The following is a 25,705-nucleotide window of genomic DNA, read 5'->3' as shown; positions in this document are numbered from 1 at the left end:
AAAAGTTGTGGTTGAAATTGGAATTCTTGTTGTCTGGCCGACGAACGACACTTATTTTCTTACAGAATTGGGTACTAAACCTGTATAATCGCCTCCATTGCGTATTACGTCTCTTACAATAGAGGAGCTAATGTAAGATTTGCCCGATGAGGTCAATAGAAACACGGTTTCTATCTCAGATAGTTTTCTGTTTGTGTGTGCAATTGCCTTCTCAAACTCAAAATCACCCGGATTTCGTAATCCTCTTAAAATAAAATTTGCATCGACTTTCTTACAAAAATCCACTGTTAGTCCTACATATGATTTTACAGATATAGAAGGTACATCTTTAAAAGCTTCTTCTATAAATTGTATACGTTGTTCTAGGCTAAACATATACTTTTTATCTGCATTTTTTCCGATAGCGATTATGACTTCATCAAATAAAGTGATACCACGCATAATTATATCATGGTGACCTAAAGTTAAAGGATCAAAAGAACCGGGAAAAATTGCGCGTCTCATAAGTATATTTTACTCGATAATCGAGAATTAAATAATCCAACATTTATGTCGAAATATTAGTTGTGTTTTTAGTTCAATACCTCGCGGGCTTGCTTAGAGGTAATTTACATCTTAAATATAGGCAATTTATGACAATGCCTCATTAATGGCGTACTCAAATAACATACCTAATTCAATACCAGCTTCTTTTGCTTGTTGAGGTAAAATGCTTTCAGTAGTTAAACCTGGTGTAGTGTTCATTTCTAATAAGAAAGGTTCATTGCCTATAAATATAAATTCACTTCTAGAGAACCCCGTCATTTTTAGCACGTCATAAATTCTTTTTGTTGCTATAGTTACCTTTTCCAATTGTTCAGGGTTTATTCTTGCAGGTGTAATTTCTTGAGATTTACCTTCGTATTTAGCTTGGTAGTCAAAAAAGTCATTTTCAGAAACTATTTCTGTTATCGGTAAAACTGTAGTTTTTCCATTCAGTTTTAATACACCGACTGAAACCTCTGTGCCGTCAAGAAAACCTTCAATAATAATTTCATCATCTTCTTTATAGGCTGTTTCAATAGCGGCTTTAAGCTCTTCTGATTTATAGACTTTAGTAATACCAAAACTACTACCAGACTTATTGGCCTTTACAAAACAAGGTAGCTTGACCTTATCAATAATTTCGGTTTCATTTATTTCGTCGCCTAAGTTAAGATAGTAAGATGGTGCTGCTTTAATTCCGTAAGGTTTTAAAACGCTCAACAGATCTCTTTTATTGAAGGTTAAAGCAGCTTGGTAGAAATTACAAGAAGTATGTTTTATTCCTAATAATTCAAAATAAGCTTGCATGAGTCCGTCTTCACCAGGCGAACCATGAATGGCATTAAAAACACAATCAAATGTTATTGATGTGCCGTTTAAAGGGATAGAGAAGTCATTTCTGTCTACAGATGTTTCATTGCCCTTATCATCTACATATACCCATTTGTCTTTGGAAATATGTATTCTATATAGATTGAATTTACCTTTGTTCAGGTAATCATAGACCACATTTCCACTTTTAAGCGATATTTTATATTCACTAGAATAACCGCCCATTATAATTGCAATATTTTTTTTCATGTGTATGGTCTAATAAGAATGTTAAAGCAAAGATGGAGTATTGAAATAAAATAAAAAAGAAAACATTCGGCATTCAACAAATATGAAGTATTTTTTATCATACCAAGAACTATAAACCAATGCTGTAAAATGGTATGAGGGCATTTACTATATTTGTCGGGTCAAATAATATGTATGAGGAATTTTTTCAATTTTTTAAAAAGTAAGACTTTTTTAATTCAGCTTGGTCTTGCGTTGTTGGTATTGATTATAGTGATTTTTGTCACATTAAGATACCTAAACAGTACCACCAATCATGGTGAGTTTGTAGAAGTACCGGATTTTTCTAAAAAATCTGTTATGGATATGAGAAAATCAATTGAAGAAGCTGGCTTGCGATATGAAGTTTTAGACTCTGCAAACTACAATCCAGATTACCCTAGGTTCTCTATTATTGAACAAAATCCTTCTGCGGGATCAAAAGTTAAGGAGAATAGAAAAATATATTTCACTGTAAATCCTTCAGGATATAAAAAAGTAACCGTTCCTAAAATTATTCAAGTAACCAAGCGTAATGCTTCTTCAATGTTGAAAGCCGTAGGTTTAGATGTACAACGTGTAACTTATGTAGATGAATTGGGTAAGGATATGGTATATCGTATAAAGTATAAAGGAAAAGATATTAAGCCAGGTGACAAACTACCTAAAACATCTAAGATAGAATTGGTATGTGGTAATGGTAGTATTACAGAAAGAGCAATAATTAAAGCGGAATCTGAAGATTAGATGGAGGATAATATTGAGCGACCAGAAAATGAAGATGGAGAACTTTTTGAGCATCATAAGGTTGTAGCTTCTAAAGGTCAAGTTCCTTTGCGTGTAGACAAATTTTTAATGAATTTCATTGAAAATGCAACACGAAATAAAATACAGCAATCGGCTAAAGATGGTCACGTTTGGGTCAATGACAAAATCGTAAAATCCAATTATAAGGTTAAGGCAGGTGATGAGGTTAAGGTGTTATTTGAGCATCCGCCACACGAATTTTTATTGGTTCCAGAAGATATTCCATTAGACATCGTTTATGAAGACGATGTTTTAATGGTGGTGAATAAACCGGCGGGCATGGTAGTGCACCCAGGGCACGGTAATTATTCTGGTACATTGATCAATGCATTAATTTATCATACAGATAATTTACCATCAAACAGCAATGAAAGACCGGGCTTGGTACACCGTATAGATAAAGATACCTCTGGTCTGTTGGTAGTTGCAAAGACAGAAGCGGCTATGACACATTTAGCAAAGCAATTTTTTGATAAGACTTCTGAGCGTGAATATGTTGCTTTGGTTTGGGGTAATATTGAAGAAGATGAAGGTACAATAGTTGGTAATGTGGGTAGAAATCCTAAAAATCGCCTACAAATGCATGTTTTTCCAGAAGGGGAAGAAGGTAAGGAAGCGGTAACCCATTTTAAGGTATTGGAAAGATTAGGTTACGTCACCTTGGTATCTTGTAAATTAGAGACCGGCAGAACACATCAAATTCGTGTGCATATGAAATACATTGGGCATACATTGTTTAATGATGAACGTTACGGTGGAGAGAAGATTTTAAAAGGAACAACCTTTACAAAGTACAAGCAATTTGTAGAGAATACTTTTAAATTACTGCCAAGACAAGCATTGCATGCCAAGACATTAGGCTTTGTTCATCCCGTCACAGGAGCGCATATGAGCTTTGATTCTGAAGTGCCGAAAGACATGACCAGTGCCATAGAAAAATGGAGGGGTTACAGTAAAAATAGTATAGAATAAGATTCTTCAATACCACTATTTAAACTCTTTTTTGTCTTTTGTAGGTCTTCCTAATTATCCTGTTTATTTTTGGGGTACTAAAATTGCACTATGAAAATTGTTATTTCTCCGGCTAAGTCATTGAATTACGAAAGTGAGTTGCCAACTACAACATATACGTCACCAGAATTTATAGAAGATGCTGAAAAGCTGAATAAGGTTTTAAAGAAAAAGAAACCAAAAGCGCTTTCTGAACTAATGTCTATTTCAGATAATTTGGCGCAATTAAACTGGCAACGCAATCAAGATTTTACAGTACCGTTTACACCAAATAACGCAAGGCCTGCGGTTTATGCCTTTAGCGGAGATGTTTACCAAGGTTTAGAAGCGTACACGTTACCTGAAGAAAAAATGGAGAAGTTGCAACAAACCCTTAGAATTTTATCTGGGCAGTACGGTATTTTGAAACCATTGGATTTAATGCAGCCATATCGTCTAGAAATGGGTACTTCTTTAAAAATTGGGAGAAAGAAAAACTTGTATGAATATTGGGGAGAGAGGCTAACAGATCATTTAAACAATGAGATGGTAGATGGTGAACTTTTGGTAAACTTGGCTAGTAATGAATACTACAGTGCACTAAAACCTAAAAAAATAAAAGCAGAAATTATTACTCCGGTTTTTAAAGATTGGAAGAATGATAAGTTAAAGATCATAAGTTTCTTTGCTAAGAAGGCAAGAGGTGCTATGGTTAGATATATTATTGATACCAATGCTAAAACCCTTAACGATATTAAAGGGTTTAATTTAGACGAATACCAATTTAGTCAAGAACATACCTTAAAAGAAAACCAACCTGTCTTTATTAGATAAAATATAATCTACTCTTTTTCGTTCATAGAGTATATAATAATATGTCTATGAATAGGGTTTATTTACTTTCAGTAATTATCGTTGTACTTCTGTTCTCTTGTACAGATAGAGATGATGAAGTTAACTTGGTCAATATTCGCGTTCAAAACAGTACAGAACTTTTTTTTAGCGAAGTGCGTATAGTTGAAAATGACACTGTTTATGAGAATATTGAAGCAGGTGAATTTTCAGAATATATGGAATTTGAAAGGGCGTATGCGTATACGGCATTATCAATTCTAACAGATTCTACTAGCTTAAATTATGTGCCTGTAGAGATGTCAACAGACACTTTACCAATAGGATTTTATACGTACGAGATATCTTTAGATGAAGAGAATCAAGTAGACTTAACCTTTAGAATAGACGATTAGAGCTACTTCTTTTTATTGATTTTTATTTTTTCTTCAACCGTAGGTCTCTTTTTAATTTTACGTGGTCTTCTTGCTCCATAAGAACTATTGGATATTTTTCCTTTTTTTGATTTTTTGTCTCCTTTTCCCATCTCTCTATTTCTTTGATTTCTGTTTAAGTTAGTAAATTAGAGAAGATTTATCTGTAAAATAGGCTCATGAGAATAAAACACTAATGCAAAAGAAATTTCAACATACTCACCCATATGAACCTTTTATAGATGAATTTACTGAAAAGTTAATTGTAGGAACATTACCGCCGCCCCGTTTTACCACTGGAGATTTAAAAGCGGGTGATGTCAATTTTTGCTATGGAAGTCGTGATGGTCAGCTGTGGCCAATTTTAGATAAAATATTCAATTTAAATCTAAAGTTTGAGACTTCTAAAGAGGCAATTGACCAACGTAAAAATTTTTTAAGGGAAAGACAAATAGGTATTTGTGATATTGTAGCATCTGCTGAACGTGAAAAAATAGATGCATCAGATATTGGAATGCAAAATATTGAGTTGAGAGATGTTTTAGGATATTTAGAAAAGTATCCGAAAGTACATACAATACTTTTTACTGGAGGAAATAGTAAAAATGGACCTGAGTATTTTTTTAGGAAACATTTGAAAGAACATGGGTTGATGCTAAACAGGGTTACTAATGATGTTCCAAGAAATCACAACTTCACGCATCCTGTAACGAACAAAGTAATTAGAACAATCTCATTGATTGCTCCTTCTGGCGCCGCAAATAGAGCGGTGGGAAGTCTTGATAGTTATAAGAGAATGAAAAAAGAAAATCCTAAGTTCAATACCGTTGATTTTAGGGTTCTTCAATACCAAGGTTACTTTTAAGGAGAAGATTTAGTTTCCTAATCTCTACAAACTAAAAAGAGTCCTGCTTTTGAGACAAGACTCTTTTACGAGAACACTATATGAAAATGAAAAATTTTATTACTTATTTACACTGTAAAGATATATAGCTTGTCTTTTATTTTGGAATATTTGTTGTCAATACACACAATTTTGTGGTATACTTCTATGAATATGATATTTCACAAAAATGATTCTCTATTTTCTCTTGGAATAGCGATATTTATGTTCGAATTTTAAAATGTTTGCCGTAAAGTCACGGCTAAAAGTTTTTAATATATGCAACAACAAGAAAGGTTAGCAGAATTTAAGAAATCTGTTCAAAATAAATTTAACGTATACAATAGTCTATTTTTAAACTTACCCTACGAGAACATCGAGAATGTGGGTATGTTGATTCCGTTATTGCTGAATCAATCTGAAAAAGGATTGAGCGATGGGCTAAACCCTAAGGAAATACTGGAAAACTTTTTCGAGAATTTTGTAGAGATAAAATCCGAAAAAGAACAGATAGACTTCATGTTTCGCATCATACAATATGTAGAGCGTCAAGTGGTGCTTTATGATAGTGTTGAAGATGCTGCATTTCCAAAATTACATAAGCATTCAAGTTCTTTGTCTTTAAAAGATTATTTTCAATTGGTTGAAAAGAATAATTCTTGGGATACCATTTGGGATAAACTAAGCACTTTCAGTGCACGTATTGTTTTAACAGCACACCCAACACAGTTCTATACTCCAGCGGTATTGGATATTATCACTAATCTTAGAACATTGATTTTAGAAGATAAAATAGATGAAATAGATGTAGGACTGCAACAATTAGGTCTTACCTCATTGATAAATGCTAAAAAGCCAACTCCGTTAGATGAAGCAAAGAATATTATATACACCTTAAGACATGTTTATTATGATGCTATCGGAGACATGTATGCCTATATAAAGGGTAGTGTAGGCTCCAAGCAATTTGAAAATCATGATATAGTAAAGTTAGGGTTCTGGCCTGGTGGTGACCGTGATGGTAATCCGTTCGTAACTGCAGATATTACCAGAGATGTAATGAACGAACTTCGTTTAACATTAATGAAGTGTTATTACAATGATTTAAAGGGGTTGGTACATAAGCTTACTTTTAAAGCGGTACAAGAACCTTTACAGAAATTGAGGTCTAACTTGTATACCGCTATGTTCGATAGTTCAAAGGATATTGGTTATGAAGATTTAATTGTTCCTTTAGAGGAAATAAGGTCAATACTTATTGAGAAGTACCAAGGTCTTTATTTAAAAGATTTAGAAAAATTTATTGATAAGGTAAAGATTTTTAAAGTTCACTTTGCAACCATAGATATTCGCCAAGACCACAGTATGCATACCAAAGTAATGGTAGAGGTTTTGAAAAAGAACGGATTTATTAAAGAGGAACTTAACGAGTTATCCGAAGAAAAATTAATTGATATTCTATTGCATGAGAATTTAAATTTATCTGCAAGTGATTATGAAGAGGATATTGTAAAGGATACCATTAAGAATATATTACAGCTACAGACCATACAGTCAAAGAACGGTGAAGAAGGGTGTAACAGATATATAATCAGTAACTCAGAAGATAAGTTCTCTATACTATTTGTTTACGCATTATTTAGATGGTGTGGTTGGGCAGATAAGGAAATAACTTTTGACATTGTACCATTGTTTGAAACTATGAATGGTATGGATACAGCTCAAGATACAATGCAGTTCTTATTTAACTTACCAGAATATAAAGCTCATTTAGAGAATAGAAATAAAAAGCAAACTATAATGCTTGGTTTTTCAGATGGTACTAAAGATGGTGGTTATTTAAAGGCGAACTGGTCTATTTTGAAAACTAAAGAAGAGCTGTCAGAAGTTTGTGATCAGCATGATATTGCCGCCGTATTTTTTGATGGTAGGGGAGGACCACCAGCAAGAGGTGGTGGTAAAACGCATCGCTTTTATGCAGCACAAACCAATAAAGTTGCAAATAATGAAATTCAGTTAACCATTCAAGGGCAAACAATTACCAGTACCTATGGTACAAAAGAACAGTTCATTTATAATAGTGAACAGTTGCTTACGGCTGGGTTGTCAAATACCATTTTAGAAAAGGAAATTGTTATTTCAGAATCCGATAGAAATTTGATAGAAGAATTATCTGAATCAAGTTTCAAAAAATATGATGACTTAAAGCATCATGACAAGTTTATGCCGTACTTGGAAAATATGAGTACCCTTAAATATTATACCAAAGCTAACATTGGTAGTAGACCGGGGAAAAGAGGAAACAAGGCGAAACTAGAATTGTCAGATTTAAGAGCAATTTCATTTGTGGGATCTTGGAGTCAGCTAAAGCAAAACGTGCCAGGTTATTACGGTATTGGTACAGCTTTGAAAAAAATGGAAGATGAAGGTAGATTTGATGAAGCTAAAAGATTGTATGAAGAGGTGCCGTTCTTTCAAGCTTTGATGATGAACAGTATGATGAGTCTTACCAAATGTTATTTTGAGTTGACTAGTTATATGAAGGAGAATGAAGAATATGGAGCCTTTTGGGAAATTCTTCTTGCAGAATATGAGTTATCTAAAGCAATGCTCTTAAAACTTTCTGGTATGGAAATATTAATGAAGAAAGAAGCGATATCTAGAGAATCCATAAAAATTCGTGAAAGCATTGTATTACCATTATTAGTAATTCAACAATACGCATTACAAAGAATTGGAGAGGGGACGGAGTTTAAAGAGTTGTATGAAAAAATTGTAACAAGGTCTCTTTACGGAAATATTAATGCAAGTCGAAATTCGGCATAGAGCTGTTTGAAATTATCAATTAAAAAAGCCCGATTCCATTTAGAATCGGGCTTTTTGTTTTTTTGCTGAAAAAGTGAACTATTTTTTATTTTGTTGATTTTTAATAGTCTCTTTATCAATATCAAATGTGTTTGTTTCTATATTGGTATTCCCAGTTGGGTTTGTAGGATTGTTCTGTTCTACTTTTCTTTTAAACTTTTTATTATCTTTTATAATTCCCATAGTTCTATTTTTTTAGGTTCAATTTTAAGATACCAAATAGAAAACGAGAACTCCGTTAATAGGTTTATAAAGCTTTGTTATAGAGTGTTAAACCTACCTATTCTACTGCTTCAGGACTAAGCAGTGCATAAAATAACTCTATTCCATAGGCAATTTGTCCAATCTTTAAATTCTCATTAGGGCTATGCTGATTATTGTCTGGGTTGACCATGGGTACAATGAATGCTGGAATCTTCAATTCATTAATGAAAGGAGAAATAGGAACCGTACCACCCATTATTCTTATCTGAACAGGTTTTTCTCCGAATGTTGTTTCCATAGTTTTTACAATGCTGTTTCCAAAAGGATTACTTAAATCAGTTCTAAAAGCATCGGTCACCGAACCTTCTTTAATGGTAACTATTTTGTCATATTTTAATCGGTCTACCATTGTCGGCTCAGTACTCATTACGTGATAGCCTTGACTTTTAATGTGGTCGACTACTAATTTTTTAAGACGAGTGCCATCGGTTTCAGGTACCAATCTTAAGTCCAATTCTGCCGTAGCAGTGGCTGGTACAATAGTTCTAGCTTTCTCACCGATCCACCCAGAACCTAACCCACGAATATTCAATGAAGGATATTGCAATGCCTCTTGGTAAAAACCACCAACTTTTTCAGGATTGGATATTGCTAAATTTTTATTGATTTCTTCGATGTTATCAGGCACACTTTTTAGAATTTCTAGCGTAGTCTCGTCTAAGGTAATTCCGTCATAATATCCTTTTATTAGAACTTTACCATCAGTATCTTTCATTGTAGCTAACAGTTGCGCCAATTGAAAACCAGGATTGGGAGCGTAATTTCCATAATGTCCACTATGTTGAGGTTTTATCGGTCCGTGAGCAGTTATTGATAAAGTTGTAATGCCTCTACAGCCATAAACAATAGTTGGTTTTGCTGAAACATGAACAGGACCATCATTAATAATTAAGAAATCGGCCTGTAGCAAATCTTTATAGGTACGAACCGCTTTTGGTAACGGGGCGCTACTTTTTTCTTCTTCACTGTCTAATATAACCTTTACGTTGTACGGAATATCAATATTATCTTTTTTAAGCGCATCAATAGCGTTCAAGAACATGATAATAGGTCCTTTATCATCAGAAGTGGATCTACCAAAAAGTCTCCAATCATAGTTGATGTCATCATCTAGATCAGCGAATGATTCGTTTTTCCAACCATCTTTTGTTTTAGACTTTAGAGTGACTTTATAAGGATCAGGTTGATCCCATTTGGTGGCATCTACAGATTGACCGTCTAAATGCATATAAAATAAAATGGTCGGTTTACTGTCGTCCATAGGTAAAGCTCCAAAAAACAATGGTAGACCTTCCGTTTCTAGAATGGTACTGTTAAAGCCACGTTCAGTGAATTTTTTTCTAAGCCAAAATAAGTTAGAATCGATGTCGTCTGCATTTAATGCATCATTGGGTATGGCTACAAATTCCCTTAATTCTGTAATAGCACTAGCTACTTTAGATTTTATAAGAATGGAGTCTTGTGAATGGGCTGAATACAGAGATAATAGCAATGCAAGGGTAAGAAATCTTTTCATGTTCGTTCTCGTGGATATATTCTCTAAATGTAAGCAATATGTAGGGAAAAGTGGGAGATATGATTGCTTAGATGTGTTAATGTAAATCTTAAATTTTATGCAATAAAAAAGGTATTAAAATAAATTAGATTCAAATTTATTTTAATACCCAAGGTAAATACCAACTTATGTGAAATTGCTATCGAATCCCTTCAATAAATTCAGAAATGGCATTAACACCGTTACTTGTCAAATGCTTAATAAAAGCAGAACCTATAATTGCACCTTTTGCTATTTTTGTGGCTTGTTGAAAGGTTTCGGCATCTTTAATTCCGAATCCTACTATTTGTGGCGTGTTTAGGTTCATTTCTGCTATACGTTCAAAATAACTTTCTTGTTCCTGACCAAAGCCAGATTTTGAACCTGTTACACTTGCAGAACTTACCATGTAGATAAATCCATTAGAGGCGTTATCTATTTGGCGAATACGGTCATCACTAGTTTGTGGTGTAATAAGGAAAACATTTAAAAGTCCGTATTTTTTAAACGTTTCTTCATAATCTTCTTGATAAACATCTAACGGAAGATCAGGTAGAATAAGTCCGTCTATTCCAATTTCCTGACATTTTTTACAGAATGCCTCCACACCATATTGTAACATCGGGTTGAAATAACCCATGATAATTAATGGAATAGAAACCGTTTTACGAATATCTTTCAATTGATTGAAAAGTACTTCAGTAGTCATTCCGTTTTTCAATGCAGCAGTAGAGCTTTCTTGAATTGTTGGTCCGTCAGCTAAAGGATCACTAAATGGTAATCCTATTTCAATCATATCAACCCCGTTTTTTTCTAAATCTTCAATGATTTTAACGGTATCGTTGAGTGCAGGGTAACCGGCGGTAAAATATATGGAAAGCAATTTTTTATCTTCTTGTAATCTTGTTGTAATTCTATTGTTCATAATAGTATTATGCTAACTTAAAATAATCTATATATGTATTCAAATCTTTATCTCCACGACCAGAAAGGCTGATAACGACAACATCATCTTTTTTGAATTTTTTATGTTCAAAAATTGCAAACGCATGTCCCGTTTCAATAGCAGGAATAATACCTTCTAGTTGAGATAATTCTAAACCTGCAGCCATAGCTTCATCATCTGTAGCAGAATAAAATTCGGCACGACCAGATTTGTAAAGGTGTGAATGCATAGGACCTACGCCAGGATAATCTAATCCTGCGGAAATAGAATAAGGTTCAGTAATTTGTCCGTCAGTAGTTTGCATCAACATGGTTTTACAACCGTGAATAATACCGACTTTACCAAGTGCGGAAGTTGCAGCACTTTCTCCAGAATTTACTCCTTTACCTGCAGCTTCAACCGCAATAATACCAACCTCAGGTTCATGTAAAAAATGATAATACGTACCAGCTGCGTTACTACCGCCACCAATACAAGCCACTACATAATCAGGGTTTTCACGACCTTCTTTTTCTTTTAATTGCCACTTTATTTCCTCTGAAATTACAGATTGAAAACGGGTTACCATATCTGGGTAAGGATGCGGGCCAATAGCTGACCCAATAATATAATGGGTGTCTACCGGATTGTTGATCCAATCTCTAATAGCTTCGTTCGTGGCATCTTTTAGGGTTCTACTTCCAGATTTTGCAGGTCTTACCTCGGCACCCAACATTTTCATACGAGCTACGTTAGGTGCTTGACGGGCAATGTCAATTTCGCCCATATACACAATACATTCCATGCCCATTAGGGCACAAACGGTAGCGGTGGCAACACCATGTTGTCCTGCGCCGGTTTCGGCTATAATTCTGGTTTTACCTAGCTTTTGAGCCATTAGAATCTGACCAATGGTATTATTTACTTTGTGTGCACCAGTGTGGTTTAAATCTTCTCTTTTTAAATATATTTTACAGCCGTGCTTTTCAGAAAGGCGTTTAGCAAAATATAGGGGAGAAGGTCTACCAACATAGTCTTTTAAAAGCTGATTGAATTCTTTCTGAAAAGAATCTTCATACATCAGTTTTAAATAATTTTGTCGTAGTTCTTCAACGTTTGGGTACAACATTTCGGGTATAAAGGCACCGCCAAATTCACCGTAGTATCCTTTTTCGTCAGCATTATAATTCATAGCGCTTCTTTAAACTTTTGTAATTCTTCAATATTTTTTAAACCCGGTTCTATTTCAAATGAGCTATTGACATCAATGGCATAGCAGTATTTAGACTCAGGTGTTTTTGTAAACTCGTTAATTTTATCAAGATTATTTAGACCAATACCTCCGCTTAAAAAGAAGGGTTTGGTAGAAGGGTAATCTTTTAAGACAGACCAATTAAATGTGTAACCATTGCCGCCAGGTAATTTTCCTTTGGTGTCAAAAAGATAATAGTCGCACACATTTTCATAGGGAGTCAACACATCAAAATCAAATTTATCTTTGATAGAGAAGACTTTAATAATGTCTACTTTCCGATTTATTCTTTTTAATTCAGCTGCAATTTTAATACAATATTCCGGACTTTCATGACCATGCAATTGCAAGCCTTGTAGCTTATATTTACTTACTATATCAACGATATAATCAAAGTCGGCATCGACAAATACACCAATTTTACTTATGGTATGCGGTAGTTCTGGAATTTCACCTTCAAAAAAGCGTGATGAATGTTCCCAAAAAATAAAGCCAAGATAATCTGGTCGCAATTGTGCAACTTCGACCGTATTCAATTTCATACCGCAAACCTTCAATTTCATTATGCTTTCTTTAAGTCATTAATAAATTGAATAGCACTTTTACCAGGGTTGTCGGTTTTCATGAAATTTTCACCAATAAGAAAACCTTGATAACCATATTCCTTCAACTCTTTAATAGCTTCAATAGAGCTGATTCCGCTTTCTGATACTTTAACAAAATCATCGGGAATTAAGTTTGAAAGTGATTTGCTAGTCTCTAAACTAACTTCAAAAGTCTTTAAATTTCTATTGTTAACACCTAACATATCTATACTAGGCATAATAGATTTGTGAAGCTCTTCTTCGTTATGAACCTCTAAGAGTACATCTAGACCCAAGCTTTTAGCCAACTCAGAGAATTTTTTAATTTCTTCCCTAGTCAGAACAGCAGCTATTAAAAGTATAACATCGGCACCATAAGCTTTGGCTTCTATAATTTGGTATTCACTGATTATAAATTCTTTGCGAAGTAAAGGGATTTGTGCGGATGCCCTGGCAATTATTAAATCTTCTAAAGAGCCACCGAAATATTTAATATCTGTCAGCACGCTCATACCACAAACGCCTGCTTTTTCATAACCCATTGCTACCTGTCCAACATTAGCATTTTGATTTATGCTTTCTTTTGATGGGGATCGACGTTTAAATTCTGATATAATTCCCGTGTCACTATTTCTAAGTGCTTGAGCCAAAGAAAATGTATCTCTTTTAAAAATTACCGAATGGGTATACTGAGAAGCTGGAAAAATCAAACTTTTTAATTCAATTTCCTTTCGTTTATCCGCTACAATTTTATCTAGAATATTCATAACATATATGTTTATTATAGTCTCGTTAATTCGAGACACGGCAGTCGATTTAATTTTTACTCAGTTCCTGTATTTTTTTCAAAGCTGCCAACCCGTTACCACTTAATAGCGATTCCTTAGCTTTTTCAAAACCCTCAAGAGGAGTTAGGTTTTCTACCGTAGCAATGGCGATACCTGCATTGGCACAGACCACATTATTTTGTGCTTCGGTACCTTTGCCTTGTAAAACGTTCATGAAAATTTGAGCGGATGATTCTATACCATCACCACCAACAATATCCGATTGTTTAATTTCTGCCACACCAAAATCAGATGGTTTTAGCATTGCCTCGGTAGTATTTGAAATTGTCTTGGTGCTACCTGTCAATGATATTTCGTCATAACCGTCTAAAGCATGTAGCACAGTAAAATTCTTATCGGTTTTCTGATAAAGATAGCCATACATACGAGCTAGCTCAAGGTTAAAAACACCCACCATTTGGTTCTTTGGAAATGCAGGGTTTACCATTGGTCCTAACATATTAAAGAATGTTTTTACTGCTAAATCTTTACGAATAGGAGCCACATTTTTCATAGCAGGATGAAATAGGGGAGCGTGTAATACACAAATTCCTGCCTTATCGATACATTTTTCAAGAAAGCCGGCATCGTTACTAAATTTTATCCCAAGAAATTCCATCACATTACTACTTCCGCATTTAGAAGATACTCCGTAATTACCATGTTTAGTAACTTTAATACCAGCGCCAGCAGTTACAAAAGAAGAAAGTGTAGAGATATTAAATGTGTCTTTACCATCACCACCAGTTCCGCAAAGGTCAATAGGGTTGTAAGCAGATAAATCTACCGCTAAACATAAATCTAGCAATGCATCTCTAAATCCTTCAAGTTCCTCTATAGTAATACTACGCATCATATAGACTGTTAAAAAAGCAGCGATTTGACTTGTGTTGTAGTCACCTTTAGCAATATTTACCAATATGCGTTTCGCATCTTCTTTGGAAAGTATTTCGTGATTTATAAGTTTATTAAGTGTCTCTTTCATAGGCTCCACCTAACCTCCTCAAAGGGGAGGAATAAAGGTCTCCTTATTTATTTTTATTCGTGTTAGTCTTCATCTTCTTATTCAGTTTACCTCTGAGTTGCTAGGAACGTAACCAATTTTCTAACATTTTTTTACCCTGTAGCGTAAGCACCGATTCGGGATGAAATTGCACGGCACGCACATCATAAGTTTTATGACGAAGCGACATAATTTGTCCGTTTTCATCAACCGAAGTTGTTTCTAAAACTTCTGGTAAATCAGGATTTACCACCCAAGAATGGTATCTGCCAACTTCGATTTCATTTGGTAGCCCTTCAAAAATAATATCATCTTTTGTGATTTTTATTTTAGTTGCAATACCGTGATACACTTCATCCAAATTTATTAGGGAACCGCCAAATACTTCGGCGATTGCCTGTTGCCCCAAACAAACTCCAAAAATACTTTTGGTAGGTGCATATTTTTTGATGATTTGTTTTAATAATCCAGCTTCATCAGGAATACCTGGACCTGGAGAAAGTACAATTTTATCAAAAGCATCAACCTCTTCTACGGTAAGTTGGTCATTACGTTTTACAATAACCTCGCAACCTAATTCCTCTAAATAATGTACGAGGTTATAAGTGAAACTATCGTAATTATCTATAACTAATATTTTCTTCATCTTAAATGTCTTCAGCTATTTCTAATGCCTTGGTCAAAGCGCCTAGTTTGTTATATGTTTCTTGTAGTTCGCTTTCTGGGTTTGATGCAGCGACCAATCCGGCACCAGCTTGATAATGTAGTTTATGATTTTTACTTAAAAAAGTTCTTATCATGATGGCATGGTTGAAATTTCCATAAAAATCCATAAAACCTATAGCGCCACCATAATACCCACGACTGGTTTTTTCATATTTTTCTATAAGTTGCATGGCCATGTGTTTTGGAGCGCCACTTAATGTGCCGGCAGGAAAAGTGTCAGCTACCACTTTCATGGTAGGGATATCACTTTTCTTCATTCCTGTAACCTTAGAAACTAAGTGTATCACATGAGAGAAAAACTGTACTTCTCTATAGTTTTCTACCTTCACAACACTACCGTTTCTACTAAGGTCGTTACGAGCAAGATCTACTAACATGACATGCTCACTGTTTTCTTTATCGTCGGTCTTTAGTTCTTTGGCAAGTTGCGCATCTTGTTCATCGTTTCCGGTTCTTTTAAAAGTACCTGCAATGGGGTGAATTTCAGCTTTACCCTCGCTAACGATCAGTTGTGCTTCTGGTGAACTGCCAAATATTTTAAAATCACCATAATCAAAATAGAACAAATATGGCGACGGATTTACAGAACGTAAAGCTCTATACACATTAAACTCATCACCTTTAAAACCTTGAGAAAAACGACGGCTTAAAACTAGCTGAAATACATCGCCACGTTGACAATGCTTTTTTGCTAAATCTACATGCTCTCTATATTCTGCATCTTCTAGATTGGATTCTCTTTTGCCTTCTATTTTAAAATTATACGTGGCAAAATTTCTAATACTTAAAAGCTGTTCCAATTCTGGAATGTTATTCTCTGTGTTATAACAATGCGCAAAAAGATAAGCTTCGTTCTTATAATGGTTTATAGCAATGATATTTTGATACACGGCATAGTAAATATCTGGAATATGAACAGAGTCATCTTTAACCGATATATCTACATCTTCAAAATACCGAACGGCGTCGTAAGCCATATAACCAAACAAGCCGTTATTAATGAATTTATAGTCGTTGTTATCTGCTTTAAAGGTTTTGCTAAAGGTGTCAATGATCTCAACAACGTTGGTTTCAGGAGTAATTTGTATTTCTTCTGTAGTCCCGTCAGGAAATTGTTTTACAATAACCTCATTCTCCACTTTAATTGAAGCGATAGGGTTACAACATATATAGGAGAAACTGTTGTTGTTAGCGTGGTAGTCGCTACTTTCTAATAAAATACTATTAGGAAAACGGTCTCTTATTTTTAGATAAACGCTTACCGGCGTCATGGTGTCGGCAAGAATTTTTTTGTGATATGTCTTAAATTGATAGGTCATAGGTACTTTTATAAAATAAAGAAGGCTTGTCGTGATGACAAGCCTTTATATAGTTTTACTACAATGATGCTTTGCTCACGATGTTTTTCGTAAGTTGTTCCACCACCAAGTATTTGCGATTAAATTTTTCATTAAGCATCAAATATAAAAAGGAATTTGAAACTTTCAAACTTTAGATCGTCAAAAAATAAAATCCCTTTGAAATTTATCAAAGGGATTTTAAATTGTTGTAATTTGATTGTATTAAAACGATTATAATGCTAAGTCTACCACCAAATCAAAATCATCATAGATAGCTTTATCGCCTAGGTTATCGAAAAAGCTTCCAGAACCATACTTGATGTCATATTTTGTTCTGTCTACTTTAAGTGTTGCAGTAGCTTTGTTTTCAAACATAGAAACCACAAGGGTAACAGGTTTTGTAATACCTTTAATAGTTAAGTCTCCTGTTACGGTATATGAATTGTCGTTCATGGCTTTAACAGAAGTAAAGGTCAATTTAGAGGTCGGGTTACTTTCTACACCAAAGAAATCAGCAGATTTTAAATGACCTTCAAGTTTTTCTTTTCCTTTACCAGCTTCTAGATCATTATTTGAAATTGAAGTCATATCAATTACAAATTCGCCACCTATTAATTTTTTGCCTTTCATTTCTAGATGACCAGATTTTAGATTGATGGTTCCTTCATGAGAACCAGTAACCTTATAACCTTTCCAAGTCACTGAACTTTCGCTAACTTTTACTTCTTTTTTCTCTGAGTCGATAGGATCAGAAGCTGTTGCTGTAAATCCAAAAACGGCAACGAATACTAAACTTAATAATGATTTTTTCATGTGTCTAATTTTAAAATGATTGTGTTTAATTTATATATGTGTAATAATTTGTTCTTTAGAATATCTCACTTTAGGGTAGTTTTGGGTCTCGTCTTCAGGAGATCTATAGCCAACAGCTAAAACTACAGCAGCATTTAAACCTTTGTTGTTAAGACCTAAAATTTCGTTATACTTTGCATTTTCAAAACCTTCCATAGGGCAAGTGTCTATTTCCATTTCTGCCGCTATCGTCATTAAATTTCCTAAAACAATGTAAGCTTGATTAGATGTCCAAGCGCCTTTGTGTGTATCCGGTAAATCTAATAAAGTTGATTTCATTGTCTGTGAAAAATCTTCAAGATCTTCTTTAGAAAGACCTCTAGTTGCCATAATGTTAGCAATATAATCATCTATCATAGTGCTGTCAAAAGTAGTTTTGTTCACTAAAACAATGATATGAGATGCATCTGTTATTTGAGGTTGGTCATAAGAAGCTTTTCTTAATTGAGTTCTTATGTCTACATTTTCAATAACGTATATATGGTAAGGCTGAAGACCGTATGATGAAGCTGTTAATCTTGCTGCTTCTAATAATGTATTTAGATTTTCGCTGCTTACTTTTTTCGAGTTATCGAATTTTTTAGTGGCATAGCGCCATTTTAATTTATCTAGTAATGTGTCCATTATAGTTTTTAAAATTTATTTAATAGTTCATTGAGTTCATGTAATTCAGCATCGTTAAAGTTTTTTAGTATCTTTTTCTCTGCTTCAAAAAGTATTCCATCAATTTCATTTAACATATTTAAACCACCTTTGGTGATTATAATTTCAACCTTACGCCTGTTTTTAAGGCAAATGGTTCTATTGACAAAACCTTTTAAAATTAATTTATCTACTAGGCGAGTGGTGTTGCTCATCTTTGTAACCATTCTTTCGTTGATGGTGGATAGATTGGCTGGTTTGCCATTTTGACCTCTAAGAATTCTTAAAACATTAAATTGTTGAATAGAGACATCAAAAGGTTTAAGTACCGTTGCTATTTCTTCATCAATTTTATTGGCAACCAATGCTATATGAATAAGCGTCCGTTTTTCTAACGGCATCTGTTGGTTGGTTTTAATAATTTCTTCTACATTCATGTCGATACAATAATTGTATATACAAATGTATAATTATTTTTAGTATTCCGGTTTATGTGTAGATTAAAAATTTGTTAAATTCGTGAGCGATATTCAAATAAAGAAAAATCGATTATTTTTACTACTTATAATATATACTATGGCAGATTTATCACAACAAGATTGGGAAGAGCAGTTAGAGAAAGATTCTAATGCAGTAATACTAGATGTTAGAACAGAAGAAGAAATAGAGGATGGGATCATACCTAATGCAATAAACATTAATATTTATAAAGGACCTGAGTTTGTAGCGGAAATTGAGAAGCTAGATAAAACTAAAAATTATTATGTGTATTGTAGGTCTGGCGCAAGAAGTGGTCAAGCATGTGCAATTATGAATAACTTAGGTTTTGACAAGACATTTAACCTTCAAGGTGGGTTTATGAATTGGGAAGGCGAAACAGCTTAGTTTTATTTCTTTTTAAAAAAATGACCCGCTTAACGGCGGGTTTTTTATTTTTATAAAATGAAGGAAGACTTGCTTCATTTTATTTGGAAATATAAGAAGTACCCCTTAAAGGGACTTGTGACTACGTCTGGCGAAGTAGTGCATGTAGTATCTGCAGGTCTGCATAATCATTTGAGTGGTCCAGATTTTTTTAATGCTCAAATAGAATTAAACGGGCAATTATGGGCAGGTAATGTTGAAATTCATATAAAATCATCAGATTGGTATGCGCATAATCATCAAGAAGATGGTAACTACAATAATGTTATTCTGCATGTAGTATGGGAAGATGATGTAGCTGTTTTTAGAAAAGATGGAACAGAAATACCTACTTTGTCTTTAAAAGAAATTATACCCTTAAAGCTACTGCATACCTATCAAGAACTTTTTAATAGTAAAAATTATAAATTCATTAATTGTGAAAACGAGTTTAAGGATGTTGATGAATTTTTAAAGAGCAATTGGCTTGATCGTTTATTTGTGGAGCGATTAGAACAGAAATCAATTTTTATTAATCAACTATTAAAGGAAACAAACAATGATTGGGAGCAGGTGTTGTTTTTAATGCTTTTAAAAACCTTTGGTTCTAAAATCAATAGAGAATCGTTTATTGAGATCGGAAAGTCAATTGATTTTTCAATTATTCGTAAGTTGTATGACAAACCCGTACAAATAGAAAGCTTGTTTTTTGGGCAAGCAAATTTATTGGATAGAAAAAATAGCAATGACACCTATTTGGTGGAATTAAAAAAGGAATATGAATTCTTAAAAAACAAGTTCGGTTTAAACCCTGTTTTTAAGTCTCCAGAGTTTTTTCGTTTAAGGCCATCAAATTTCCCAACTATTAGACTAGCTCAATTGAGTGCCCTATATTCCAAAAACAATAACCTATTTCATTTGTTGATTGAAAATGAACAATCTAACGTTTCTGAAATCTTAAATACACGAACATCTGAATATTGGGAAACCCATTTTAATTTTGGCAAGGTCTCGAAAAAAAGTAAAAAAAGAATTTCAACTTCGTTTTTGAATCTACTGCTTATAAATACTATAATTCCTTTAAAGTTTGCTTTTAGTAGGTACAAAGGAGGTTTAGATAATGAAAGGTTTCTAAAAATGATGCCAGAAATTAAAAAGGAAGAAAACAGTATTATAACTAACTTTGGTAAGCTAGGTGAAAGGCTTGAAAACGCTAAGGATTCTCAGGCATACCTTCAGTTATATACTAACTATTGTGTAAAAGACAAATGTTTAGATTGTGCGGTAGGGGCTTCATTAATGAATATAAAAGTCTAATTTTATAGCCCATGAACGTATTTTATAAATTACTACATTACTTTCAAAAACGAGGGTATGAGGTATGCGGTAGAATCGCGGAAAGATTAGGTATAAGGGCTAGAGTGGTAAGGACATCATTCATTTATCTCACCTTTGTTACCGTAGGCTTTGGGTTTGCACTTTATCTGTTCTTGGCTTTTTGGCTTAGAATAAAAGATTTGATTTATACAAAACGAAATTCAGTTTTTGATCTTTAACATATGATGAAATTATTTAAGTCTAAAATATATTTGGCATTGACTTTAATGCTGATGGTTTTGGCTTTTGGGGTTTTAGGATATCGTTTTGTGGCAGACTATTCTTGGGTGGATGCATTTTATATGACCATAATAACAGTAACCACTGTTGGTTTTTCAGAGGTTAGGCCAATGGGTCCCGAAGGAAAAATTTTCACCATTATTCTTATAGTTACAAGTGTATTCATAGTTGGTTTTGCTATTACGATAGTTACCGACTACCTTCTCTCTAGAAATTCTGTAGAACTGCTTAAAAAGAAAAAAATGAAAAATGCTATAGCAAATTTAAATCAGCATGTTATCGTATGTGGTTTTGGTAGAAATGGTATGCAAGCTGCTGAAAGGCTAAAAGCATACAAAAGACCTTTTGTGGTTATAGAGAAAGATAAAGAGGTGATAGAACGTTATGAAGATGATGTTTTATTTATTGAAGGCGATGCCAACGATGATGACATATTGTTAGAGGCGGGTATAGAAAGAGCTCAGTATTTAATAGCTACTTTGCCAGATGATGCAGCCAATCTTTTTGTAGTATTGTCCGCAAGGCAAATGAAAAAGAATCTTTTTATTATCAGTAGGGCCTCTTTAGTTAATTCACAAAAAAAATTATTCTTGGCAGGAGCTAATAAGGTAATTATGCCAGATAAAATAGGTGGAGACCATATGGCATCTCTAGTGGTAATGCCAGATCTTATTACATTTATGGACAAGCTCTCTATTGAAGGTGAACATACAACTAATTTAGAAGAGGTTGCTATAGAGGATTTTGCGGATCAGATAGAATGTAATTCTTTACGGGATTTAGATTTACGTAGAAAAACAGGATGTACCATTATAGGTTATATTTCACCTGATGGTGAGTATACTATAAATCCAGAAGCCGATATGCAGTTACAGCCTAAAAGTAAGGTTATAGTATTGGGTAGACCAGAACAAATTAAGAAATTGAACGAAATGTTTAATATAGAATAATCATCTTTCTGCCATATATATTTGATTGCATCCATTATTTTTAGGATATTGCTAGACAAACTAACTCAAAAATAAATTCTAAACTTATGAAGTATAAACTTCTAATGCTATTAACATTCTTATTTCCATTTTTCACAATTGCTCAAGAAAAAGGTTTAGATGAAAAAGTAAATGATGCCTTTATGCCTTTTGCAACATGGTGGGAAGCAACAGTTTTAACTTCTGTTCCAATAGCGGGCTACAATATTCCAATCGTTTTAATTCTATTGATTGCAGGAGCTACTTTTTTTACGATTTATTTCAAATTTCCTGGTATTACTAAATTTCCTTTAGCTATTAATGTAGTACGAGGTAAATATGAGGAAATTGAAAAGTACGGACTTGAAAAAGTTCAATTACATATGACGGACGATGGAGATATTCCAGATACTATTAGGGATGAAAGTGAAGAAGGTGAGGTAAGTCACTTTCAGGCTTTGGCAACTGCAGTTTCTGGTACTGTTGGATTGGGTAATATTGCCGGTGTAGCTGTTGCGATTGCATTAGGTGGTCCAGGTGCTACTTTTTGGATGATTGTATGTGGTATAATTGGTATGTCAACAAAATTTGTTGAGTGTACATTAGGTGTAAAATATAGAGATGTAGGTCCTGATGGTACTGTATATGGAGGCCCTATGTATTATTTATCTAGAGGGTTAAGTGAGAGTAATTTCAAAATATTAGGTAAAATATTGGCAGGTCTCTTCGCAATACTATGTGTAGGAGCTTCCTTTGGTGGTGGTAACGCTTTCCAATCTAACCAAGCTGCGGTACAACTAACTTCCATGTTTAATTTGGAAGGTGGTGCAACCGGGGTTATCATAGGTGTGATTCTTGCAATTTTAGTGGGTATTGTAATAATTGGTGGTATTAAAAAAATTGCCAGTGTTACGGAAAAAATCGTACCCTTCATGGCAGGTATTTATGTGTTGGCTTCTTTAATTATCATTTTTGCTAATATCAAGTATATAGGTGATGCTTTCGGTATGATCTTTTCGGGAGCTTTTTCTCCTGATGCAGCTATAGGTGGGGTAATTGGTGTGATTATAGTTGGTTTTCAAAGAGCGGCTTTCTCTAATGAGGCAGGTGCTGGCTCTGCTGCCATAGCACACTCTGCTGTAAAAACAAGGTATCCAGCAAGTGAAGGTATCGTTGCGTTATTAGAGCTATTTATTGATACGGTTGTAATTTGTACAATGACCGCTTTGGTTATTATTTTCTTTAATATGGATGCTGGTGCTTTTGATTATGGTAACGGTATAGGTAGTACGGTTATGCTAAACGAATCTGGTGCATATGTTGGTGGTGTTGATTTAACATCAATGGCTTATGATTCAGTAATTCCTGGTTTTAGATATGTACTTACAATTGCAATTATTTTATTTGCATTTTCAACAATGATTTCTTGGTCTTATTATGGACTGCAATCTTGGAAATACTTGTTTGGAAGAGGTAAAACTGCAGATATAGCGTATAAAGTACTTTTCTTAATGTTTGTTGTTATTGGTGCAGCAGCTACCTTAGATGCAGTTATTAAATTTTCAGATGCAATGATACTTGCTCTGGTATTCCCGAATATGATTGGTCTATTAATTTTGTTCCCTAAGGTGAAGAAGAGCTTTGATAGATATTTAACAGCGATAAAGAAAGTGTATTAATAAGTATCGATTTTGAAAAATATCAAATCCCACTTTAAGTTCAATAAACAGGAACGAAGTGGGATTTTCTTTTTGCTATTTTTTCTGATTAGTATACAATGTGGTTATTATCTGTACAAGGCAAAAACAATAGATCGATCTACGCCCCTACAAATTGATAGTGTGCTTCAATCTGAAATTGATTCTTTGAAAATTGTGGCGTTAGAAAAAGATACTGTTCGCATATTTCCTTTTAATCCAAATTTTATTACTGATTTTAAAGGATATGCATTAGGTATGTCTGTTGCTGAAATAGATAGGTTACATGAATTTAGAAGTAAGGAAAGTTTTGTGAACTCAGCTAAAGAATTTCAAAATGTAACAAAAGTTTCAGATTCATTACTAAATACCATTTCTCCATTTTTTAAATTTCCTGAATGGACTCAAAATAGAAAAACGAAATCTACATTCAAATCAAACACATTTACTCAAAATAATAAAGTAAAGAAAGTAGTGTGGAAAGATTTGAATACTGCAACGGCAGAAGACTTGAAACAAGTAAGTGGAATAGGGGAAAAATTGTCTGCTAGAATAATTAAGTTTAGAGATCGTCTCGGCGGATTTTTAGTTGAGGAACAGTTGCAAGATGTATATGGTCTAGAGGCAGATGTAGTTGAAAGAGCTTTAAAAAAGTTTAAGGTAGTAACGAAGCCCAATATTTTAAAAATAAGTGTAAATACTGCGACTGTTGAAGAATTGTCTAAATTAATATATCTGCAAAAACACGTCGCTAAGAGCATTGTAAATTATCGTAATCTCAACGGAAGTATCAATTCTTTGAACGAATTAGAAAAAATTGAAGAATTTCCGTCAGAGCGTATTAATAGAATTGCTTTATATTTGTCATTATAAAAAAAACGCTATGCAAAGTATGTACTTCACAGAAGAACATCAGTTATTTAGGAACAGCCTAAAAGATTTTTTACAGAAAGAAGTAGTCCCTCATATAGATAAATGGGAAGAAACTGGAACTATAGAAAGGTTCATTTGGAAGAAATTTGGAGATATGGGCTATTTTGGTCTGGCAACGCCTGAAGAAGATGGTGGTTTGGGTCTTGATCTTTTCTATACTATTATTTTGTTAGAAGAGTTGCAAAAGATAAATTCTGGAGGGTTTGCGGCGGCTATTTGGGCACATGCGTATTTGGCAATGACCCATTTGAATAAAGAAGCAGATTCTTTTTTAAAGGAAAAGTATTTACGACCAAGTGTAAATGGTGATAAAATAGGTTGTCTTTGTATTTCGGAGCCTTTTGGTGGCAGCGATGTTGCGGCAATGAGAACCACGGCAGTAAAGCAAGGTGATCATTATGTTTTAAATGGTTCCAAAACTTTTATCACAAATGGGGTATATGCCGATTACATGATCGTGGCGGCAAAAACAAGTCCTGAGTTGGGTAATAAGGGAATTAGCATTTTTGCTGTGGATAGAAATAGTGTAGGGGTAACGGCTAACAAATTGAATAAATTAGGTTGGCGGGCTTCTGATACTGCAGAATTGGCATTCGACAATGTTAAGATTCCTTTAGAAAACCTAATGGGTGAAGAAAACATGGGCTTTTCATATATAATGGAGCATTTCTCTTTAGAAAGATTGATAATGGGGGTTAATGCTCATGCAAGGTCAGAACATGTTTTAGACTATGCTTTGAACTATATGTCAGAAAGGGAAGCTTTTGGTAGGTCTATAAATAAATTTCAGGCACTTAGGCATCGTGTAGTTGATTTACATGCGGATATAGATATGTGTAAAGAATATAATTATTCCGTAGCGTATCGTTTAGATAAAGGACAGTATGTTGTTAAAGAGGCGACCATATCTAAGTTAAAATCGACAAAAGTTGCTGATGAAGTAGCTTATGAATGTTTGCAGTTTTTAGGAGGTTACGGATATATTGAAGATTACCCAATGGCACGTAACTTTAGAGATAGTAGGTTAGGTCCAATAGGCGGTGGTACATCAGAAATATTGCGAGAAATTATTTCTAAGATCATTATTGATAAGAAAGAATACAAACCAGCTACGGTATAGTTGGTCAAATTAAATTTTTAAATATTAGCTTAAAGGTTGTTGATTTAAATATAGTTACTATATTTGCAGCCTTAATCACAAAAGA

Annotated in this window: 28 protein-coding genes; 13 read left to right on the top strand and 15 right to left on the bottom strand. The window is 33.9% G+C overall.

Annotated features, from left to right (window positions below):
• Positions 1-51: 51 nt before the first annotated feature.
• On the bottom strand, positions 52-504 hold the full coding sequence (gene coaD, locus P177_RS14895; RefSeq protein ID WP_036155997.1) for a pantetheine-phosphate adenylyltransferase: 453 nt from the start codon (positions 502-504) through the stop codon (positions 52-54).
• Positions 505-630: 126 nt separating this feature from the next.
• On the bottom strand, positions 631-1,605 hold the full coding sequence (locus P177_RS14890; protein ID WP_036155996.1) for a D-alanine--D-alanine ligase: 975 nt from the start codon (positions 1,603-1,605) through the stop codon (positions 631-633).
• Between the two features lie 174 nt (positions 1,606-1,779).
• Here P177_RS14890 and P177_RS14885 point away from each other — a divergent pair, with 174 nt between their 5' ends.
• From P177_RS14885 to P177_RS14870, 4 genes are all read left to right on the top strand, one after another.
• The gene (locus tag P177_RS14885) at positions 1,780-2,370 is read left to right on the top strand and encodes a PASTA domain-containing protein (RefSeq protein ID WP_036155994.1); all 591 of its coding nucleotides are present in this window, start codon (positions 1,780-1,782) and stop codon (positions 2,368-2,370) included.
• Positions 2,371-3,402: an RluA family pseudouridine synthase gene (locus P177_RS14880; RefSeq protein ID WP_036155992.1), complete on the top strand. Its 1,032-nt coding sequence runs from the start codon at positions 2,371-2,373 to the stop codon at positions 3,400-3,402. It begins immediately after the preceding gene.
• A 90-nt stretch (positions 3,403-3,492) separates the two neighbouring features.
• Positions 3,493-4,254 carry a peroxide stress protein YaaA gene (yaaA, locus tag P177_RS14875; RefSeq protein ID WP_036155990.1) on the top strand — a complete coding sequence of 254 codons (762 nt, stop codon included), beginning with the start codon at positions 3,493-3,495 and terminating at the stop codon, positions 4,252-4,254.
• A 47-nt stretch (positions 4,255-4,301) separates the two neighbouring features.
• Positions 4,302-4,667, top strand: a complete 366-nt coding sequence (locus P177_RS14870) for a hypothetical protein (RefSeq protein WP_157486580.1) — start codon at positions 4,302-4,304, stop codon at positions 4,665-4,667.
• 2 nt (positions 4,668-4,669) lie between these two features.
• Here the strand turns inward: P177_RS14870 and P177_RS19855 are convergent, their stop codons facing one another.
• Positions 4,670-4,798, bottom strand: a complete 129-nt coding sequence (locus tag P177_RS19855; RefSeq protein WP_084684706.1) for a 30S ribosomal protein THX — start codon at positions 4,796-4,798, stop codon at positions 4,670-4,672.
• Between the two features lie 83 nt (positions 4,799-4,881).
• Between P177_RS19855 and P177_RS14865 the strand changes: the two genes are divergently transcribed.
• Complete coding sequence (locus P177_RS14865) at positions 4,882-5,550, top strand: uracil-DNA glycosylase family protein (protein WP_036155986.1); 669 nt, start codon at positions 4,882-4,884, stop codon at positions 5,548-5,550.
• Between the two features lie 297 nt (positions 5,551-5,847).
• On the top strand, positions 5,848-8,394 hold the full coding sequence (locus P177_RS14860) for a phosphoenolpyruvate carboxylase (RefSeq protein ID WP_036155984.1): 2,547 nt from the start codon (positions 5,848-5,850) through the stop codon (positions 8,392-8,394).
• A gap of 78 nt (positions 8,395-8,472) precedes the next feature.
• On the opposite strand, the gene P177_RS20235 is transcribed toward P177_RS14860, so the two are convergent.
• The 12 genes from P177_RS20235 to P177_RS14805 all read right to left on the bottom strand — a co-directional run bounded on the left by P177_RS20235 (position 8,473) and on the right by P177_RS14805 (position 18,819).
• On the bottom strand, positions 8,473-8,616 hold the full coding sequence (locus tag P177_RS20235) for a hypothetical protein (protein ID WP_167333116.1): 144 nt from the start codon (positions 8,614-8,616) through the stop codon (positions 8,473-8,475).
• A gap of 97 nt (positions 8,617-8,713) precedes the next feature.
• Positions 8,714-10,213 (bottom strand): M20/M25/M40 family metallo-hydrolase, encoded by a 1,500-nt coding sequence (locus tag P177_RS14855; protein WP_036155983.1) that lies wholly within the window; start codon positions 10,211-10,213, stop codon positions 8,714-8,716.
• A gap of 178 nt (positions 10,214-10,391) precedes the next feature.
• Positions 10,392-11,156: a tryptophan synthase subunit alpha gene (trpA, locus tag P177_RS14850; protein WP_036155981.1), complete on the bottom strand. Its 765-nt coding sequence runs from the start codon at positions 11,154-11,156 to the stop codon at positions 10,392-10,394.
• Positions 11,157-11,163: 7 nt separating this feature from the next.
• Positions 11,164-12,348: a tryptophan synthase subunit beta gene (trpB, locus tag P177_RS14845; protein ID WP_036155979.1), complete on the bottom strand. Its 1,185-nt coding sequence runs from the start codon at positions 12,346-12,348 to the stop codon at positions 11,164-11,166.
• A complete protein-coding gene (locus tag P177_RS14840; protein ID WP_036155978.1) occupies positions 12,345-12,971 on the bottom strand; it encodes a phosphoribosylanthranilate isomerase in 627 nt (208 codons plus the stop codon). Before P177_RS14840 ends, trpB begins: the two co-directional genes overlap by 4 nt.
• Complete coding sequence (trpC, locus tag P177_RS14835) at positions 12,971-13,759, bottom strand: indole-3-glycerol phosphate synthase TrpC (RefSeq protein ID WP_036155976.1); 789 nt, start codon at positions 13,757-13,759, stop codon at positions 12,971-12,973. The genes P177_RS14840 and trpC overlap by 1 nt, the downstream gene beginning before the upstream one ends.
• A gap of 49 nt (positions 13,760-13,808) precedes the next feature.
• Complete coding sequence (gene trpD, locus P177_RS14830) at positions 13,809-14,804, bottom strand: anthranilate phosphoribosyltransferase (protein ID WP_036155974.1); 996 nt, start codon at positions 14,802-14,804, stop codon at positions 13,809-13,811.
• A gap of 100 nt (positions 14,805-14,904) precedes the next feature.
• Positions 14,905-15,468 (bottom strand): anthranilate synthase component II, encoded by a 564-nt coding sequence (locus tag P177_RS14825; RefSeq protein ID WP_036155973.1) that lies wholly within the window; start codon positions 15,466-15,468, stop codon positions 14,905-14,907.
• A gap of 1 nt (position 15,469) precedes the next feature.
• Complete coding sequence (locus P177_RS14820) at positions 15,470-16,867, bottom strand: anthranilate synthase component I family protein (RefSeq protein ID WP_036155971.1); 1,398 nt, start codon at positions 16,865-16,867, stop codon at positions 15,470-15,472.
• Positions 16,868-17,119: 252 nt separating this feature from the next.
• On the bottom strand, positions 17,120-17,701 hold the full coding sequence (locus tag P177_RS14815) for a YceI family protein (protein WP_036155969.1): 582 nt from the start codon (positions 17,699-17,701) through the stop codon (positions 17,120-17,122).
• A gap of 30 nt (positions 17,702-17,731) precedes the next feature.
• On the bottom strand, positions 17,732-18,364 hold the full coding sequence (locus P177_RS14810) for an NAD(P)H-dependent oxidoreductase (protein ID WP_036155968.1): 633 nt from the start codon (positions 18,362-18,364) through the stop codon (positions 17,732-17,734).
• A gap of 8 nt (positions 18,365-18,372) precedes the next feature.
• Entirely contained in the window at positions 18,373-18,819 is a 447-nt protein-coding gene (locus P177_RS14805; protein WP_036155966.1) for a MarR family winged helix-turn-helix transcriptional regulator, read from the bottom strand.
• 139 nt (positions 18,820-18,958) lie between these two features.
• On the opposite strand from P177_RS14805, the gene P177_RS14800 reads away from it, so the two are divergent.
• The 7 genes from P177_RS14800 (at position 18,959) to P177_RS14775 (ending at position 25,620) form a co-directional block, all read left to right on the top strand.
• Complete coding sequence (locus tag P177_RS14800; RefSeq protein WP_036155964.1) at positions 18,959-19,267, top strand: rhodanese-like domain-containing protein; 309 nt, start codon at positions 18,959-18,961, stop codon at positions 19,265-19,267.
• A gap of 57 nt (positions 19,268-19,324) precedes the next feature.
• Complete coding sequence (locus tag P177_RS14795; RefSeq protein ID WP_036155962.1) at positions 19,325-20,602, top strand: DUF2851 family protein; 1,278 nt, start codon at positions 19,325-19,327, stop codon at positions 20,600-20,602.
• 11 nt (positions 20,603-20,613) lie between these two features.
• On the top strand, positions 20,614-20,841 hold the full coding sequence (locus P177_RS20400; RefSeq protein ID WP_073247339.1) for a PspC domain-containing protein: 228 nt from the start codon (positions 20,614-20,616) through the stop codon (positions 20,839-20,841).
• Positions 20,842-20,844: 3 nt separating this feature from the next.
• Positions 20,845-21,852, top strand: coding sequence for a potassium channel family protein (locus P177_RS14790; protein WP_036155960.1), 1,008 nt, complete (start codon positions 20,845-20,847; stop codon positions 21,850-21,852).
• An 86-nt stretch (positions 21,853-21,938) separates the two neighbouring features.
• Complete coding sequence (locus P177_RS14785) at positions 21,939-23,549, top strand: alanine/glycine:cation symporter family protein (RefSeq protein ID WP_036155958.1); 1,611 nt, start codon at positions 21,939-21,941, stop codon at positions 23,547-23,549.
• A gap of 162 nt (positions 23,550-23,711) precedes the next feature.
• Entirely contained in the window at positions 23,712-24,440 is a 729-nt protein-coding gene (locus tag P177_RS14780; protein WP_245233050.1) for a ComEA family DNA-binding protein, read from the top strand.
• Between the two features lie 10 nt (positions 24,441-24,450).
• Positions 24,451-25,620: an acyl-CoA dehydrogenase family protein gene (locus tag P177_RS14775; RefSeq protein WP_036155955.1), complete on the top strand. Its 1,170-nt coding sequence runs from the start codon at positions 24,451-24,453 to the stop codon at positions 25,618-25,620.
• Positions 25,621-25,705: the final 85 nt, after the last annotated feature.

The organism is Maribacter forsetii DSM 18668 (assembly GCF_000744105.1).
Taxonomy (GTDB): Bacteria; Bacteroidota; Bacteroidia; order Flavobacteriales; family Flavobacteriaceae; genus Maribacter; species Maribacter forsetii.
This window is presented reverse-complemented; position numbering and strand designations above follow the sequence as displayed.

Excerpts from the sequence above, each read along its gene's own strand:
- coaD (WP_036155997.1), bottom strand. The coding sequence starts at position 504 with ATGAGACGCGCAATTTTTCCCGGTTCTTTTGATCCTTTAACTTTAGGT.
- P177_RS14890 (WP_036155996.1), bottom strand. The coding sequence starts at position 1,605 with ATGAAAAAAAATATTGCAATTATAATGGGCGGTTATTCTAGTGAATAT.
- P177_RS14885 (WP_036155994.1), top strand. The coding sequence starts at position 1,780 with ATGAGGAATTTTTTCAATTTTTTAAAAAGTAAGACTTTTTTAATTCAG.
- P177_RS14880 (WP_036155992.1), top strand. The coding sequence starts at position 2,371 with ATGGAGGATAATATTGAGCGACCAGAAAATGAAGATGGAGAACTTTTT.
- yaaA (WP_036155990.1), top strand. The coding sequence starts at position 3,493 with ATGAAAATTGTTATTTCTCCGGCTAAGTCATTGAATTACGAAAGTGAG.
- P177_RS14870 (WP_157486580.1), top strand. The coding sequence starts at position 4,302 with ATGAATAGGGTTTATTTACTTTCAGTAATTATCGTTGTACTTCTGTTC.
- P177_RS19855 (WP_084684706.1), bottom strand. The coding sequence starts at position 4,798 with ATGGGAAAAGGAGACAAAAAATCAAAAAAAGGAAAAATATCCAATAGT.
- P177_RS14865 (WP_036155986.1), top strand. The coding sequence starts at position 4,882 with ATGCAAAAGAAATTTCAACATACTCACCCATATGAACCTTTTATAGAT.
- P177_RS14860 (WP_036155984.1), top strand. The coding sequence starts at position 5,848 with ATGCAACAACAAGAAAGGTTAGCAGAATTTAAGAAATCTGTTCAAAAT.
- P177_RS20235 (WP_167333116.1), bottom strand. The coding sequence starts at position 8,616 with ATGGGAATTATAAAAGATAATAAAAAGTTTAAAAGAAAAGTAGAACAG.
- P177_RS14855 (WP_036155983.1), bottom strand. The coding sequence starts at position 10,213 with ATGAAAAGATTTCTTACCCTTGCATTGCTATTATCTCTGTATTCAGCC.
- trpA (WP_036155981.1), bottom strand. The coding sequence starts at position 11,156 with ATGAACAATAGAATTACAACAAGATTACAAGAAGATAAAAAATTGCTT.
- trpB (WP_036155979.1), bottom strand. The coding sequence starts at position 12,348 with ATGAATTATAATGCTGACGAAAAAGGATACTACGGTGAATTTGGCGGT.
- P177_RS14840 (WP_036155978.1), bottom strand. The coding sequence starts at position 12,971 with ATGAAATTGAAGGTTTGCGGTATGAAATTGAATACGGTCGAAGTTGCA.
- trpC (WP_036155976.1), bottom strand. The coding sequence starts at position 13,759 with ATGAATATTCTAGATAAAATTGTAGCGGATAAACGAAAGGAAATTGAA.
- trpD (WP_036155974.1), bottom strand. The coding sequence starts at position 14,804 with ATGAAAGAGACACTTAATAAACTTATAAATCACGAAATACTTTCCAAA.
- P177_RS14825 (WP_036155973.1), bottom strand. The coding sequence starts at position 15,468 with ATGAAGAAAATATTAGTTATAGATAATTACGATAGTTTCACTTATAAC.
- P177_RS14820 (WP_036155971.1), bottom strand. The coding sequence starts at position 16,867 with ATGACCTATCAATTTAAGACATATCACAAAAAAATTCTTGCCGACACC.
- P177_RS14815 (WP_036155969.1), bottom strand. The coding sequence starts at position 17,701 with ATGAAAAAATCATTATTAAGTTTAGTATTCGTTGCCGTTTTTGGATTT.
- P177_RS14810 (WP_036155968.1), bottom strand. The coding sequence starts at position 18,364 with ATGGACACATTACTAGATAAATTAAAATGGCGCTATGCCACTAAAAAA.
- P177_RS14805 (WP_036155966.1), bottom strand. The coding sequence starts at position 18,819 with ATGAATGTAGAAGAAATTATTAAAACCAACCAACAGATGCCGTTAGAA.
- P177_RS14800 (WP_036155964.1), top strand. The coding sequence starts at position 18,959 with ATGGCAGATTTATCACAACAAGATTGGGAAGAGCAGTTAGAGAAAGAT.
- P177_RS14795 (WP_036155962.1), top strand. The coding sequence starts at position 19,325 with ATGAAGGAAGACTTGCTTCATTTTATTTGGAAATATAAGAAGTACCCC.
- P177_RS20400 (WP_073247339.1), top strand. The coding sequence starts at position 20,614 with ATGAACGTATTTTATAAATTACTACATTACTTTCAAAAACGAGGGTAT.
- P177_RS14790 (WP_036155960.1), top strand. The coding sequence starts at position 20,845 with ATGATGAAATTATTTAAGTCTAAAATATATTTGGCATTGACTTTAATG.
- P177_RS14785 (WP_036155958.1), top strand. The coding sequence starts at position 21,939 with ATGAAGTATAAACTTCTAATGCTATTAACATTCTTATTTCCATTTTTC.
- P177_RS14775 (WP_036155955.1), top strand. The coding sequence starts at position 24,451 with ATGCAAAGTATGTACTTCACAGAAGAACATCAGTTATTTAGGAACAGC.